This is a genomic window from uncultured Streptococcus sp. (genome assembly GCF_963518475.1).
GTDB lineage: Bacteria > Bacillota > Bacilli > Lactobacillales > Streptococcaceae > Streptococcus.
Genome location: NZ_CAUQJA010000013.1, coordinates 20738 through 35130, shown reverse-complemented (window position 1 = coordinate 35130; position 14393 = coordinate 20738). Strand labels below are relative to the sequence as shown.

General features: G+C 43.2%; 15 protein-coding genes. 8 read left to right on the top strand and 7 right to left on the bottom strand.

Annotation, left to right across the window (positions count from 1 at the left end; genetic code table 11):
* The 3 genes from RYK12_RS06595 (at window position 1) to nrdI (ending at window position 2423) form a co-directional block, all read left to right on the top strand.
* Window positions 1–1287 (top strand): response regulator transcription factor, encoded by a 1287-nt coding sequence (locus tag RYK12_RS06595; RefSeq protein WP_314847921.1) that lies wholly within the window; start codon window positions 1–3, stop codon window positions 1285–1287.
* A 60-nt stretch (window positions 1288–1347) separates the two neighbouring features.
* Window positions 1348–1881 (top strand): hypothetical protein, encoded by a 534-nt coding sequence (locus RYK12_RS06590; protein WP_023946835.1) that lies wholly within the window; start codon window positions 1348–1350, stop codon window positions 1879–1881.
* 77 nt (window positions 1882–1958) lie between these two features.
* Entirely contained in the window at window positions 1959–2423 is a 465-nt protein-coding gene (gene nrdI, locus RYK12_RS06585; protein ID WP_084887788.1) for a class Ib ribonucleoside-diphosphate reductase assembly flavoprotein NrdI, read from the top strand.
* Window positions 2424–2470: 47 nt separating this feature from the next.
* Here nrdI and RYK12_RS06580 read toward each other — a convergent pair whose 3' ends face one another.
* Both RYK12_RS06580 and RYK12_RS06575 read right to left on the bottom strand, forming a co-directional pair.
* Window positions 2471–2929, bottom strand: a complete 459-nt coding sequence (locus RYK12_RS06580) for a DUF3021 domain-containing protein (protein WP_084887790.1) — start codon at window positions 2927–2929, stop codon at window positions 2471–2473.
* Window positions 2926–3366: a LytTR family DNA-binding domain-containing protein gene (locus tag RYK12_RS06575; protein ID WP_314847916.1), complete on the bottom strand. Its 441-nt coding sequence runs from the start codon at window positions 3364–3366 to the stop codon at window positions 2926–2928. Before RYK12_RS06575 ends, RYK12_RS06580 begins: the two co-directional genes overlap by 4 nt.
* Window positions 3367–3571: 205 nt before the next feature.
* Here RYK12_RS06575 and mutL point away from each other — a divergent pair, with 205 nt between their 5' ends.
* From mutL to RYK12_RS06560, 3 genes are read left to right on the top strand one after another with little or no spacing between them, the layout of a single operon-like run.
* On the top strand, window positions 3572–5521 hold the full coding sequence (mutL, locus tag RYK12_RS06570; protein ID WP_314847915.1) for a DNA mismatch repair endonuclease MutL: 1950 nt from the start codon (window positions 3572–3574) through the stop codon (window positions 5519–5521).
* A gap of 15 nt (window positions 5522–5536) precedes the next feature.
* The gene (gene ruvA / locus RYK12_RS06565) at window positions 5537–6130 is read left to right on the top strand and encodes a Holliday junction branch migration protein RuvA (RefSeq protein WP_000273423.1); all 594 of its coding nucleotides are present in this window, start codon (window positions 5537–5539) and stop codon (window positions 6128–6130) included.
* Between the two features lie 9 nt (window positions 6131–6139).
* Window positions 6140–6703, top strand: a complete 564-nt coding sequence (locus RYK12_RS06560) for a DNA-3-methyladenine glycosylase I (RefSeq protein WP_314847912.1) — start codon at window positions 6140–6142, stop codon at window positions 6701–6703.
* A gap of 84 nt (window positions 6704–6787) precedes the next feature.
* Here RYK12_RS06560 and RYK12_RS06555 read toward each other — a convergent pair whose 3' ends face one another.
* The 5 genes from RYK12_RS06555 to RYK12_RS06535 form a co-directional block, all read right to left on the bottom strand.
* The gene (locus tag RYK12_RS06555; protein WP_000166114.1) at window positions 6788–7051 is read right to left on the bottom strand and encodes a SemiSWEET family transporter; all 264 of its coding nucleotides are present in this window, start codon (window positions 7049–7051) and stop codon (window positions 6788–6790) included.
* A gap of 105 nt (window positions 7052–7156) precedes the next feature.
* Window positions 7157–8191 (bottom strand): LD-carboxypeptidase, encoded by a 1035-nt coding sequence (locus RYK12_RS06550; protein WP_314847909.1) that lies wholly within the window; start codon window positions 8189–8191, stop codon window positions 7157–7159.
* 161 nt (window positions 8192–8352) lie between these two features.
* Window positions 8353–8700, bottom strand: coding sequence for a hypothetical protein (locus RYK12_RS06545; protein WP_000331824.1), 348 nt, complete (start codon window positions 8698–8700; stop codon window positions 8353–8355).
* A gap of 15 nt (window positions 8701–8715) precedes the next feature.
* Complete coding sequence (locus RYK12_RS06540) at window positions 8716–9393, bottom strand: DUF1129 domain-containing protein (protein WP_314847907.1); 678 nt, start codon at window positions 9391–9393, stop codon at window positions 8716–8718.
* Window positions 9394–9404: 11 nt separating this feature from the next.
* On the bottom strand, window positions 9405–10349 hold the full coding sequence (locus tag RYK12_RS06535; RefSeq protein ID WP_000815623.1) for a magnesium transporter CorA family protein: 945 nt from the start codon (window positions 10347–10349) through the stop codon (window positions 9405–9407).
* Window positions 10350–10480: 131 nt separating this feature from the next.
* Here RYK12_RS06535 and uvrA point away from each other — a divergent pair, with 131 nt between their 5' ends.
* Complete coding sequence (gene uvrA, locus RYK12_RS06530) at window positions 10481–13312, top strand: excinuclease ABC subunit UvrA (RefSeq protein WP_314847904.1); 2832 nt, start codon at window positions 10481–10483, stop codon at window positions 13310–13312.
* Entirely contained in the window at window positions 13305–14366 is a 1062-nt protein-coding gene (locus RYK12_RS06525; protein ID WP_049515513.1) for a Xaa-Pro peptidase family protein, read from the top strand. Before uvrA ends, RYK12_RS06525 begins: the two co-directional genes overlap by 8 nt.
* Window positions 14367–14393: the final 27 nt, after the last annotated feature.

Here is a 14393-nt window from a genome sequence, read left to right as displayed (position 1 = left end):
ATGTATAAAGTATTATTAGTAGATGATGAGTACATGGTGACAGAAGGTCTGAAACGTTTGATTCCCTTTGATAAGTGGGATATGGAGGTCGTCGCAACAGCCAGTCATGCCGATGAAGCCCTAGAATATGTTCAGGAAAATCCTGTCGATGTGGTCATTTCCGATGTCAATATGCCCGACAAAACAGGACTTGATATGATTCGGGAGATGAAAGAAATCTTACCAGATGCTGCCTATATCCTGCTCTCAGGTTATCAGGAGTTTGATTATGTCAAAAAGGCCATGAATCTCAAGGTTGTAGATTATTTGGTCAAGCCTGTTGATAAGGTAGAGTTGGGAAATCTGCTGGAGAAGATTGCAGGTCAGCTCGGCGAGAGAGGAAAGAAAGGTCAGACCCTTAGTCAAGATTTAGATGAGGCTGGATTTGTTAGTTATTTAGGGGATAAGGAGAATTGGTGGATAGGCCTATCCAAGGAAAAACAAGGCTCTTTCACTATTCCCTACTATGTCTTGGGTCAAGACTGGCAGATTTTTATTTCTGATAACCCCCTAGATGGTTTAGTTGTTACTCCCTTTGAAGCTCCTTATCAAGAACACTTTGAACGCTGGAAGCTGAATGCTGAGAAAGCCCTCTTTTACGGTTCTGTAAATCTAAAACAGTCTGAGAGTCTCTTTGCCTATTATGAACCGATTTATAGGGTTATCATTCAGGGGAATCTCAATCAAATCGTGGAAGAGTTGAACCTTTTGGAGAAGGTGGTTCTTGAAAATACGCCGCGTGTTCCGATTACCAAACAGCTTTTTATCCAGTTTGTCATGGATGTCTTCCACTTGTTTGAACACCTCAAAGCTGATGATATGACGGACATTGTCAAAACGATTCATGCTATTCAATCTTTCGATGAATTGGTTCCTTATATCAAGGAAACTCTGACCCGATTCTTTGGACAATATCGTATGAATGAGAATGTGGTCAGTGTGCTAGAAGTCATTGGGCGTGATTATCAAAAAGAACTTTCCCTCAAGGATATCAGTAAAGATCTCTTTATCAATCCTGTCTATCTGGGGCAGTTAATCAAGCGTGAAACCAATTCGACCTTTGCTGAATTGCTCAATAAACAACGTATTAAGGCTGCCCAACAACTTTTGCTTTCAACTAGTGACAGTATCGAAGATATTTGTTATGCTGTTGGTTACAGTAATGTTGGATATTTCTATAAAGTGTTCCGAAAATTGTGCGGAAAATCGCCGAAAGCCTACCGAAAACAGGTAGAAACGACACTATAATATTTGTATCCCTTTACAAAAAGTGCTATAATATCAATAATAACATCAGGAGGTTCTATCATGAAAAAGAAACCAATTTATCTATGGGTCTTGCTCATCTTGTCTGCCCTTATTTCAGCTACGTCTCTGTTTGAACTTTTGAAGCCCTTGCCTAGTAAAGAAGTCCTTCGTGCTGCTCAAAAACAAGTTGCAGGGGTCAGTGCTCAGCAGGTAGAAGATAGCATTAATTTTAGCTATAGAGTGGCAGAAGCATCTCATTCTATTTTTAATGTGGCCTTGGTTGTACTATCTGCTATTTTAGTGGTAGTAGCGATTGTATTCCTTGTTCGTAAGAATTTGCAGTATGCAAACTATACTTATGTCGGCTATGTTTTGCTAGCCATTATTGGTTCGATTTATACCTATGTGACTTTACAAGACGCTTTGCAGCTGGTTCAAGATGAAACTATTCGTTTGACAATGGGTATTGGTTCAAAAGCTGTCAGCATTTTCTATATCGTCATCAATGTTCTCTTCCTAGCCCTTGTCTTCTACAAGATATGGCGTCAGCAAAAAGCCTTGGCTGAAGAAGAGGAAACAGAAGAACTTGCCTAAGTATTGACAAAAAATAACTATCAAGTTACAATCTTGGTAGTTATTTTTCGATTATAGATAAAATCATGGAGGTAAATATGAAGACAATTTCTTTAGTTTATATCAGTCTGAGTGGGAATACTGAGAGTTTTGTGACACGCCTGAAAGACTATCTCTTGTCCCAGTATGAGGGGATTGAAGTTCAAAAGATTCATATCAAGGACTTAGTCAAGGAAGGCCAAGATTTTTATGAGATGGAACACCCTTATATCGCTTTTTTGCCAACCTACCTAGAAGGTGGGAATGGCGTGGATAACGGAGATGTAGAGATTTTGACGACACCAGTGGGAGATTTTATCGCCTATGGTGACAATGCTAGTAAGTGTTTTGGCGTAGTTGGTTCAGGAAATCGCAACTTTAATAACCAATACTGCCTGACAGCCAAGCAATACAGTCAACGTTTTGGCTTCCCTGTCTTAGCTGACTTTGAAATGCGAGGCATGCTGGGAGATATCAAGCATGTGGCTGCAATTATAGCAGATTTGTATGAGTTGGAAAGTTGAGCTTAGGCTTGGCTTTTTTATTATTCCAAGCAGTTTTATCAAAGCCCTTACTTTCTATGCTCCAAGAGTTGATTGATGTGGTCTACTTTTCTAGCTTCTCTTTTATAGAGAATAGCCCAAATGATGAGGTAGACAATCGCAAACTCGATAATAAGCTGGAGATAGAAGATCCAGTGGAAGGGGAACCAACCTGCCAGGGTTGCTAGTGGGACAAAGCCAGCAAGCATAAGGAAGAAATGAGTCAGAGTGGCACGGAGCATGCTCCAGTCACGGCTGAATAAGCGGTTGCCAAAGTTGAAGAGAATGCCGATAGCTGACCAGATAAGTGTGCAGTAGAGCAAGACCAGGGCACCGTGAACCTGATGTTGAATCATGACTTGGCCGATGAGAGAGTAGGGATTTAGCGGGGCATAAGTACTCGGTGCATAAATGAGTGAAAAGAGGATAGAGAGGATGAGGCCGATGAGGACACCAGCAGTTGCGTCGTGAAAGATTTGTTTTTTCATAGTTCTAATTTCTCCTTGATGGTTTTTAGGTAACGGCGTGAAGAGTAGGTGAAGCTTTCATTTTTTAGAAAGATTTCTACCAGACCGTTGGGGGTGAGCTTGAGGTGAGAGATGGAGTCGATATTGATGATTTCTGATTGGGAAATTTGGATAAAATTAGTCGGTAAGAGTTCAAGAACCTGATAGAGTCGTAAATCAATGGTGTAGGTCTGACTTGCCGTTTCTGCTAGAACCTTCCGATTCTCAATATAGAAGCGTTGAATATTGCCAATCTCAATTAGATAGACCTGATCTTCGATTTTCCCTTTGATTTTTTCTCTTTGGTCCAGATTTTCTGCGAACTCGATGACTTTTTGGACTTTTTCTGTCGGCTGAGGTGCTTGGACAATCAGTTTTTCTTCCTTGTAAGTCTCACTAATCTGTAGTTCTACTTTCATAAATTTCTCTCCTTTTTAGTTATACAAGGTTGTGATCACTTCCTGTATATTTTTATTAAACACTATTTTACGACACCTGGCAAGGGACTTTGTCTATGTGGAGGGATTTGGTTCCTATGTGGCGCTTGCTTTTCTGTCCTATCTGAAATATGGTATAATAGCACTATCAATTTCTAGGAAAACAGATACAGAAAGGGGCTGAAAGATGTCTCATATTATTGAATTACCAGAGGTGCTGGCAAACCAGATTGCGGCTGGAGAGGTTATCGAACGTCCTGCCAGTGTGGTCAAAGAGTTGGTAGAAAACGCCATTGATGCGGGCTCTAGTCAGGTTATCATTGAGATTGAGGAAGCTGGTCTCAAGAAGATTCAAATCACAGATAATGGTCATGGAATTGCCCACGATGAGGTGGAATTGGCCCTGCGTCGTCATGCGACCAGTAAGATAAAAAATCAAGCAGACCTCTTTCGGATTCGGACGCTTGGTTTTCGTGGTGAAGCCCTTCCTTCTATCGCGTCTGTTAGTGTCTTAACTCTGTTGACGGCTGTGGATGGTGCAAGTCACGGAACCAAGCTAGTTGCGCGTGGGGGTGAAGTTGAGGAAGTCATCCCAGCGACTAGTCCTGTGGGGACCAAGGTTTGTGTGGAGGACCTCTTTTTCAACACGCCTGCCCGCCTCAAGTATATGAAGAGCCAGCAAGCGGAGCTGTCTCATATCATTGATATTGTCAACCGTCTGGGCTTGGCCCATCCTGAAATTTCGTTTAGTTTAATCAGTGATGGCAAGGAAATGACGCGAACAGCAGGGACTGGTCAACTGCGCCAAGCTATTGCAGGGATTTACGGTTTAGCCAGTGCCAAGAAGATGATTGAAATTGAGAATTCTGACCTAGATTTCGAAATTTCAGGTTTTGTGTCCTTGCCTGAGTTAACTCGGGCCAATCGCAATTATATCAGTCTCTTCATCAATGGTCGTTATATCAAGAATTTCCTACTCAATCGTGCTATTCTTGACGGTTATGGCAGTAAGCTCATGGTGGGGCGTTTTCCACTGGCTGTCATTCACATTCATATCGACCCTTATCTAGCGGATGTCAATGTACATCCAACCAAGCAAGAGGTGCGGATTTCCAAGGAAAAAGAACTGATGACGTTGGTTTCAGAAGCCATTGCAAATAGTCTCAAGGAGCAAACTTTGATACCTGATGTCTTGGAAAATCTTGCCAAATCGACCGTGCGTAATCGTCAAAAGGTGGAGCAGACCATTCTCCCACTCAAAGAAAATACGCTCTACTATGAGAATACTGAGTCGACAAGACCTAGTCAAGCTGAAGTAGCTGATTATCAGGTGAAATTGACTGAGGAAGGGCAGGATTTGACTCTATTTGCCAAGGAAACCTTGGACCAATTGACCAAGCCAGCAAAACTGCATTTTGCAGAGAGAAAGCCTGCTAACTACGACCAACTAGACCATCCAGAGCTAGACTTAGCAAGTCTTGATAAGGCCTATGACAAGCTGGAGCGAGAAGAATCATCCAGCTTTCCAGAGTTGGAATTTTTCGGGCAAATGCATGGAACCTATCTCTTTGCCCAAGGGCGAGATGGACTTTACATCATAGACCAACATGCGGCGCAGGAACGGGTCAAGTACGAGGAGTATCGTGAAAGCATTGGTGATGTTGACCAGAGCCAGCAGCAACTTCTAGTGCCTTACATCTTTGAGTTTCCTGCGGATGATGCTCTGCGTCTCAAGGAAAGAATGACACATTTGGAGGAAGTGGGCGTCTTTCTAGCAGAGTACGGAGAAAATCAATTTATCCTGCGTGAACATCCTATTTGGATGGCAGAGGAGGAAATTGAGTCAGGCATCTATGAAATGTGCGACATGCTTCTTTTAACCAAGGAAGTTTCTATCAAGAAATATCGAGCAGAGCTAGCTATCATGATGTCCTGCAAGCGATCTATCAAGGCCAATCATCGTATCGATGACCATTCAGCTAGACAACTTCTCTATCAGCTTTCTCAGTGTGACAATCCCTATAACTGTCCCCATGGACGTCCTGTTTTGGTGCATTTTACCAAGTCGGATATGGAAAAGATGTTCCGACGTATTCAGGAAAATCACACCAGTCTCCGTGAGTTGGGGAAATATTAAACTAAAAGGAAAACTATGTACGAATATTTAAAAGGAATCATTACCAAAATCACTGCCAAATACATTGTTCTTGAAGTCAATGGTATCGGTTATATCCTGCATGTGGCCAATCCTTATGCCTATTCAGGACAGGTTAATCAGGAGGCTCAGATTTATGTGCATCAAGTCGTGCGTGAGGACGCTCATCTGCTTTATGGATTTCGCTCAGAAGACGAGAAGAAGCTCTTTCTCAGTCTGATTTCGGTCTCTGGGATTGGTCCTGTATCAGCTCTGGCTATCATCGCTGCCGATGACAATGCTGGCTTGGTTCAAGCAATTGAAACTAAGAACATCACCTACTTGACCAAATTCCCTAAAATTGGCAAGAAAACAGCCCAGCAGATGGTGCTGGACTTGGAAGGCAAGGTAGTAGTTGCAGGAGATGACCTTCCTGCTAAGGTAGCAGTGCAAGCTAGCGCTGAAAACCAAGAATTGGAAGAAGCCATGGAAGCCATGTTGGCTCTGGGCTACAAGGCAACAGAGCTCAAGAAAATCAAGAAATTCTTTGAAGGAACGACAGATACAGCTGAGAACTATATCAAGTCTGCCCTCAAAATGTTGGTCAAATAGGAGCAGAGCATGACAAAACGTTGTTCGTGGGTCAAGATGACCAATCCGCTCTACATCGCCTATCATGATGAGGAGTGGGGCCAGCCCCTCCATGATGACCAAGCATTGTTTGAGTTGTTGTGTATGGAAACCTATCAGGCAGGCCTGTCTTGGGAAACGGTGCTCAACAAACGCCATGCTTTCCGAGAAGCCTTTCATGGCTATCAAATTCAAGCGGTCGCAGAGATGACCGATATCGAACTGGAAGACTTGCTGGAGAATCCAGCCATCATCCGAAATAGAGCCAAGATTTTTGCTACACGCGCTAACGCCCAAGCATTTTTACGACTACAGGAAGAATATGGCTCTTTTGATGCCTATCTTTGGTCCTTTGTTGAGGGGAAAACGATCGTTAACGATGTTCCCGATTACCGCCAAGCCCCAGCTAAAACACCTCTGTCTGAGAAGTTAGCCAAAGATCTCAAAAAACGAGGCTTCAAGTTCACAGGCCCAGTCGCCGTCTTGTCTTTTCTACAGGCTGCAGGGCTAGTTGATGACCATGAGAATGATTGTGAGTGGAAAAGCGGTCGTTAGTATGTACAGGTAACTAGCATATCTGAGAATATAGAAAAAAGCTGAGAAATTTTTCCCAGCTTTTTATATATACTATTAGATTTGTTAGAGTGAAGTCAAAAAAGTGATTCCACCTAAAATAACACCAGCTGAATTTGGAATGATTAGTATCCAATCCTTCTTAGGTTCCTTTGTCCATCCATAAATAACCCAGATTAAGCAAGATATAGCAGCTGATAAAGGTTGAAATGGTTGAGCTTTATTTCCCTGTAAATTAGCGATAATTTGAGGTATGTAGGCAATAAATACTATAATTCCAATAAAGGCACCAATAGAACCTACGATTCGATTAATTTTTTGTTTTGTCATATACACCTCCTTCAAAAGGATATCATAGAAATTAGCGAAATGCAATAAATTCAGATACAAATTGTAACGAAAACGAATACAAAAGCACAAAAATAGAGAAACTATTTATTTTTTGTTATAGTCAAAGCGAATGATTTGCTCCTTTGCATCTACATAGGCGTGAACTCCGAAGGGTACAATTGCTCTTGGAGTTGCGTGGCCGACATTTAGATTATAGATAATCGGGATATTGCTGTCAATAATATCCAATAGTGCCTCTTTATAGTCGTCATAGAAAGTTTCATCCATAGGTTTTCCGACCAAGAGTCCACTGATGACCTCGAATATACCAGTGTCTTTTAAAGTCCGCAACATATTTTTGAAGTCTTCCAGCTCAGGCTTTTCTTCGCTTGTTTCTAGCAAGAGGATTTTTCCTTCCCAGTCTGACAAGTCAGGGAAAAGTTTGTATTTTTGACAGAGATCCGTGCTATCTGCGTATCGAGAGTTGTTAAAGATATCGTAGAGGGATTCGAGACACCCACCGAGGATTTTTCCCTCGAACTGGGCATTTCCTTGCAACAAGTCAAAACCAGTATTTGCATGATTGATACGAGGTGTCCCTAGAGCCTTGGGACTGAAGTCAGTCCTTTCATCATACCAAACGTCACTAGGGCGAATTTCTGAGATTCTTCCCGTCTCAATCAATTCTTTAAAGTAGTGAAGGCTATAGGCTAACATTTCTTTGTCCAATTCACAAATGTCAGCTAAAAAGGATTGGCCATAAAAAGTCTTGATTCCTAGTTTATGCAACATGAGGTGGTTCATGGTTGTATCCGAGAAGCCAAGAAAAATTTTTTGTTTGATAACCTTTTGTAGTTGGTCATTTTCAAAAAGATAAGGTAGTAAGCGATAGGTATCGTCTCCACCGATGGCGCATAGGATCATGTCGATGCTATCATCAGAAAAGGCATGAATCAAATCCTCTGCACGAGCTTCAGGATGGTCCTTGATAAAGTCTAATCCATTTAGCGAATGGGGCAAAAAGATAGGATTGAGTCCCAGATTCTTGAGACGTTGGACACCCAAGTCCACTTCGTGTTTGACAAAGTCCTCTCCGATAATGCCACTAGATAAACTAACAACACCAATAGTAGAAACCATATTTCTTCCTCCTAGAAATTGATTGAGCCTATTTTATCATAAAAGATGGGAGAAAACTATAGGGAAAAGGGTAGAGGGAAGCTTGTAGGCAAGCAAGTGAAAAAGCAACCGCTGGTGCAGTTGCTTTTCGTTTTCTAATCAGTAATCTCGCTAGATATGAGTTACTTGGTCAACTCTTGATTATAGGAGAGAGCCAAATCAATCCAGTAAGGCAATTCTTTTTGGCCTTCTATATCTAAGTCTATATACCCATGATAAAGGCGCCCCCTCATCAATGTAGTATGAGCTCCTGTTCGGGGTAGAACTTGCTTCTCCATTTCCTTGCCAATTCTGACCATAACCAGTTCATCCTTTCTGGAACTGACAGTAAGGACCATTTTACCACGAATCATAAAGGCCAGGCCACCAAACAGCTTCTTTTCTTCTAGCTCTTCTTCGAAAATTTGGGGAGGAAGTTTGAGCGCTAGAATTTTTCGAATCTGCTGAGCTAAAGATTGACTATATGCCATAGCTCTTTCCTTTTCTTAGTAACGTGTTGGTCCTGCACTTGCGCTGCGGATGTTCAAGCGTTTCTTGAGATAGAAGCGAAGGGCTAGGAGGGCTGCTCCGATAATAGCTAGTGGCAATGGAGCAAGTACTGGGTTAAGGCTAGCTGGTAGGAAGCTTGTCGCAAAGAAGACAAGCAACCAAAGGAACATAGAAGCTAGGATAACCAGTACAGATTTCCAGAAAGGTGGACGTTGGCTGCGGTCCATATCTGGTCCATAGTATTGGTAAACAAAGTAGTACATCAAGTAAAAGGCAAATCCACCAACCAGTCCAACTAATAGGAGAGTGACAAATCCATAGCCGAAAGCTTGATCTGCCGCAAAGAAGGTTGTGAGGGCGCTGACGAGGACAAAGAGGCTAGTGATGAAAAGGGCTGAGTCCATAATCATCAGTTTTGGATCATCATTTTCTTTTGGATGCTCTTTTTCATATTGCTCCTTGACAGTGAAGCTGTGCGCCCAGTGGGTCGGTGCGCCATAGAGGGAACGAGCAGTCGTACCCTTGGCTTGCTCTTCAAGGATTTGAGGAATGACTTCCTCAAAAATAGCCTTGATTTCAGCATCTGTTTTTCCATCTTTGATGAATTGTTGGGTAGCGATGTGGACAAACTCTTGGTTTTTCTTTGTTAATTTTTGTAGATCAATCTGAGACATAGGAACTCCTCTTAGAACCATTTTTTATGGATGAGATAGAGAGTGAGCGAGACACTCATAGCAAAGGCAATAAAGACGATTAACCAGAAAGCATTTGGCTCGCCGTTTAGGGGGATTTCATTATCCTTAAAGTTCATCCCGTAGGCAGAAAAGACCATGGTTGGGATGGACATGACGATGGTCACAAGGGCCAAGGTTTTCATGATGTTGTTCTGGTTATTAGAAATGATTGAGGCGAAGGTCTCTGTCATAGAATGCAAGACGTTTCCATAAATATCTGCCATCTCGATGGCCTGTTGGGTTTCAATCAGGGTGTCTTCAAGCAGGTCTTCGTCCTCAAGGTATTTCTTGATATTGCTGGTTGAGCTGGTCAATTTCTTAATCACACGCTCATTTGTTTTGAGGGAAGCCTTGAAATAGACGATGGTTTTTTCCAATTCCATGAGTTCAATCAATTCTTCATTACGAGTTGATTGATGCAGTTGACTTTCGATTTGTTCACTCTTACGGTCGATTGAACGAAGGGCTGTTAGGTAAAGCTCTGCATTGCGATAGAGAATCTGAAAGATAAAACGCGAACGCATGAAGGTGTAGAAATTACGCAATCGACGGTTGATAAAGACATCGAGGACCGGTAATGGTTCCAAACACGTAGTGATAATGGTTTCCTCGGTGATGATAATACCAAGCGGGATGGTTACGTAGTAGGTGCGATTATTTCTTTCTTCTGTGACCGGCACGTCAACGATAATCAGGGTGTACTCGTCTTCAATGGTAATACGAGACATTTCTTCCGCATCGAGCGGTGCTCGGAGGTCGGCAATATCAATATCGAAGGCGTTAGCGATTTCGAGTGATTCATTTTGAGTCGGATTGACGAGATTGATCCAAGTACCCGGTTCAAGCGTATCGATCTCTTTAAATTCAGTTGTTGTAGAGAGAAAAACTTGTTTCATATCCCTTATCCTTTCTCATTTTTCAGATTTTTTCACACCGTACTATTATACTACAAATTTAGCCTTTTGGGTAATAGAATCTCACTTTTTTTGGTATAATGGTAAGCAATAATGGACTAGAAAGAACAAAGATGCAAGATAAAATTGTCATTCATGGGGCGCGTGCCCATAATTTAAAAAATATTGATGTGGAGATTCCACGAGACAAGTTGGTTGTCGTGACCGGCTTGTCAGGTTCAGGGAAATCCAGTCTGGCCTTTGATACCCTCTATGCTGAGGGACAACGTCGCTATGTAGAGAGTTTGTCAGCCTACGCTCGTCAATTCTTGGGGAATATGGAGAAGCCTGATGTAGATGCTATTGATGGTCTCAGCCCAGCTATTTCCATCGACCAGAAAACGACTAGCAAAAACCCTCGCTCGACAGTGGGAACAACGACTGAAATCAATGACTATCTGCGTCTCCTCTACGCACGTGTGGGGACGCCTTACTGTATCAACGGGCATGGAGCTATCAAGGCTTCTTCGGTGGAGCAAATCGTGGATAATGTTTTGGAGTTACCTGAACGCCAGCGCCTACAAATTTTAGCACCAGTCATTCGTAAGAAAAAAGGCCAACATAAGAGTGTTATCGAGAAGGTTCAGAAAGATGGGTATGTCCGTGTCCGTGTGGATGGGGAAGTCTATGATGTGACCGAAGTGCCAGAGTTGTCCAAGAGCAAGCAACACAATATTGATGTCGTGGTTGACCGTATCGTCATCAAGGAGGGCATTCGTAGCCGTCTCTTTGACTCCATTGAGGCAGCCCTTCGTATCGCAGAAGGTTATGTCATTATCGACACTATGGACGACTCTGAGTTGTTGTTCTCTGAGCATTATGCCTGTCCAGTTTGTGGCTTTACTGTTCCAGAGTTAGAGCCACGTCTCTTCTCTTTCAATGCTCCTTTTGGCTCTTGTAGTGAGTGTGACGGTTTGGGCATCAAGCTGGAGGTGGATACTGATTTGGTAGTACCAGATGCCAGCAAAACCTTACGTGAGGGAGCCTTGGCTCCGTGGAATCCTATCTCATCCAACTACTATCCAAACATGCTAGAGCAGGCTATGACAGCCTTTGGAGTGGATATGGATAAGCCTTTTGAGGACTTGTCAGAAGAAGATAAGAACTTGATTCTCTACGGCTCAGATGGTAAGGAATTCCATTTCCACTATGAGAATGAATTTGGTGGCGTGCGCGATATCGATATTCCTTTTGAGGGAGTTGTCAATAATATCAAGCGTCGCTATCACGAGACCAACAGTGATTACACCCGCACCCAGATGCGCCTTTACATGAATGAGCTGACCTGCGGAACCTGTCACGGCTATCGTCTCAATGACCAGGCCTTGTCTGTCCGTGTTGGTGGTGAGCAAGGGCCGCATATCGGAGAAATTTCAGACCTGTCTATCGCAGACCACTTGGACTTGGTGAGCCAGCTAACCTTGTCTGAAAATGAAGCCATCATTGCTCGGCCTATTCTCAAGGAAATCAAGGACCGTTTGACCTTCCTTAATAACGTGGGTCTTAACTATCTGACCCTGTCACGTTCGGCAGGAACCCTTTCAGGTGGGGAAAGTCAGCGTATTCGCTTGGCAACCCAGATTGGTTCTAACCTATCAGGTGTTCTTTATATTCTAGATGAGCCGTCAATCGGTCTTCACCAGAGGGATAATGACCGTTTGATTGCCAGTCTGAAAAAGATGCGTGATTTGGGTAATACTCTCATCGTGGTAGAACATGACGAAGATACCATGCGTGAGGCGGATTATCTGATTGACGTTGGTCCTGGTGCAGGTGTTTTTGGTGGGGAGATTGTTGCCGCAGGTACGCCTAAGCAGGTTGCTCGCAACAGCAAATCTATCACAGGCCAGTACTTGTCAGGCAAACGTGCCATTCCAGTGCCAGAAGAGCGCCGTACCGGAAATGGTCGTTTTATCGAAGTGACAGGAGCGCGTGAGAACAACCTGCAAAATGTCACAGCTCGCTTCCCATTAGGAAAATTCATCGCAGTGACAGGTGTGTCGGGCTCAGGGAAATCAACCTTAATCAACAGCATCCTCAAAAAAGCTATTGCCCAGAAGCTCAACCGTAATTCAGATAAGCCTGGTAAGTTTAAAAAGATTACAGGGATTGAGCATGTAGACCGCTTGATTGACATTGACCAGAGTCCAATTGGACGAACTCCTAGGTCCAACCCAGCTACCTATACAGGAGTTTTTGACGATATACGTGACCTATTTGCTCAGACAAATGAAGCCAAAATTCGAGGCTACAAGAAGGGGCGTTTCAGTTTCAATGTCAAGGGTGGTCGCTGTGAAGCCTGCTCAGGTGACGGGATTATCAAGATTGAGATGCACTTCTTGCCAGATGTTTATGTGGCTTGTGAAGTCTGCCACGGAACCCGTTACAACAGTGAAACACTAGAAGTTCACTACAAGGAAAAAAATATCTCGCAGGTCTTGGATATGACGGTTAACGATGCGGTGGAGTTCTTCCAACATATTCCAAAGATTCAACGCAAACTCCAGACTATCAAGGATGTGGGACTGGGATATGTAACGCTAGGGCAACCAGCTACCACCCTTTCTGGGGGAGAAGCCCAGCGTATGAAGTTGGCTAGCGAACTTCACAAACGATCGACAGGAAAATCTTTCTACATTCTGGATGAGCCGACGACAGGACTCCATACAGAGGATATCGCTCGCTTGCTTAAAGTCTTGGCTCGCTTTGTTGACGATGGCAATACAGTTCTTGTCATTGAGCACAATCTGGATGTTATCAAGACGGCAGACCATATTATTGACTTGGGACCTGAGGGCGGTGTCGGTGGTGGAACCATCATCGTAACAGGAACTCCAGAAGAAGTAGCGGCCAATGAAGCCAGCTACACAGGACAGTATTTGAAAGGAAAGTTACATCATGAATAAACGCGTACAAGCATTTCTCGCTAAAATGCAAGAAAAAGAACTGGATGGCATCATCATCAATAACCTTAAAAACGTCTATTATTTGACTGGTTTTTGGGGTTCAAATGGAACAGTTTTTATCAGCCGTGACCGTCAGGTCTTGGTGACAGACTCTCGCTATATCATTGCAGCCAAGCAAGAAACCAGTGGCTTTGAGATTGTGGCTGACCGTGATGAATTGGCTGTCATTGCAGGCATTGTCAAGGACATGGGCTTGTCTCGTATCGGTTTTGAAGATGAGATTTCAGTCTCTTATTACCACCGTATGCAGGCAACCTTTGAAGGAATTGACTTGCTTCCACAGACTCAGTTTGTTGAAGGTCTTCGAATGATTAAGGATGAAGCGGAGATTGCAGCTATTCGCAAGGCTTGTTCTATCTCAGACCAAGCTTTCCGCGATGCACTTGACTTTATCAAACCAGGAAAGACTGAAATTGAGATTGCCAACTTCCTTGACTTCCGCATGCGTGAGTTGGGAGCATCTGGCTTGTCTTTTGACACCATTCTAGCTAGCGGTATCAACTCTTCCAAACCCCATGCCCATCCTATGCACAAACCAGTGGAGCTAGGAGAAGCTATTACCATGGACTTCGGTTGCCTCTATGACCACTATGTCAGTGATATGACACGGACTATCTATCTGGGACATGTCAGTGATGAGCAGGCGGAGATTTACAATACGGTTCTCAAAGCCAATCAAGCCTTGATTGACCAGGCTAAGGCAGGATTAGGTTTCCGAGACTTTGATAAAATTCCTCGTGATATTATCATCGAGGCAGGCTATGGCGACTACTTTACTCACGGTATTGGACACGGTATTGGACTGGATATCCATGAGGAACCATACTTTAGCCAGACTTCTACAGAAACTATTAAGGCAGGTATGGCCTTGACAGATGAGCCAGGTATCTATATCGAAGGCAAATATGGCGTTCGTATCGAGGATGATATTCTGATTACAGAGACAGGTTGTGAATTATTGACCCTTGCTCCAAAAGAGTTGATAGTTATTTAAGAGTTAAACAACTCAAATGATTGACTT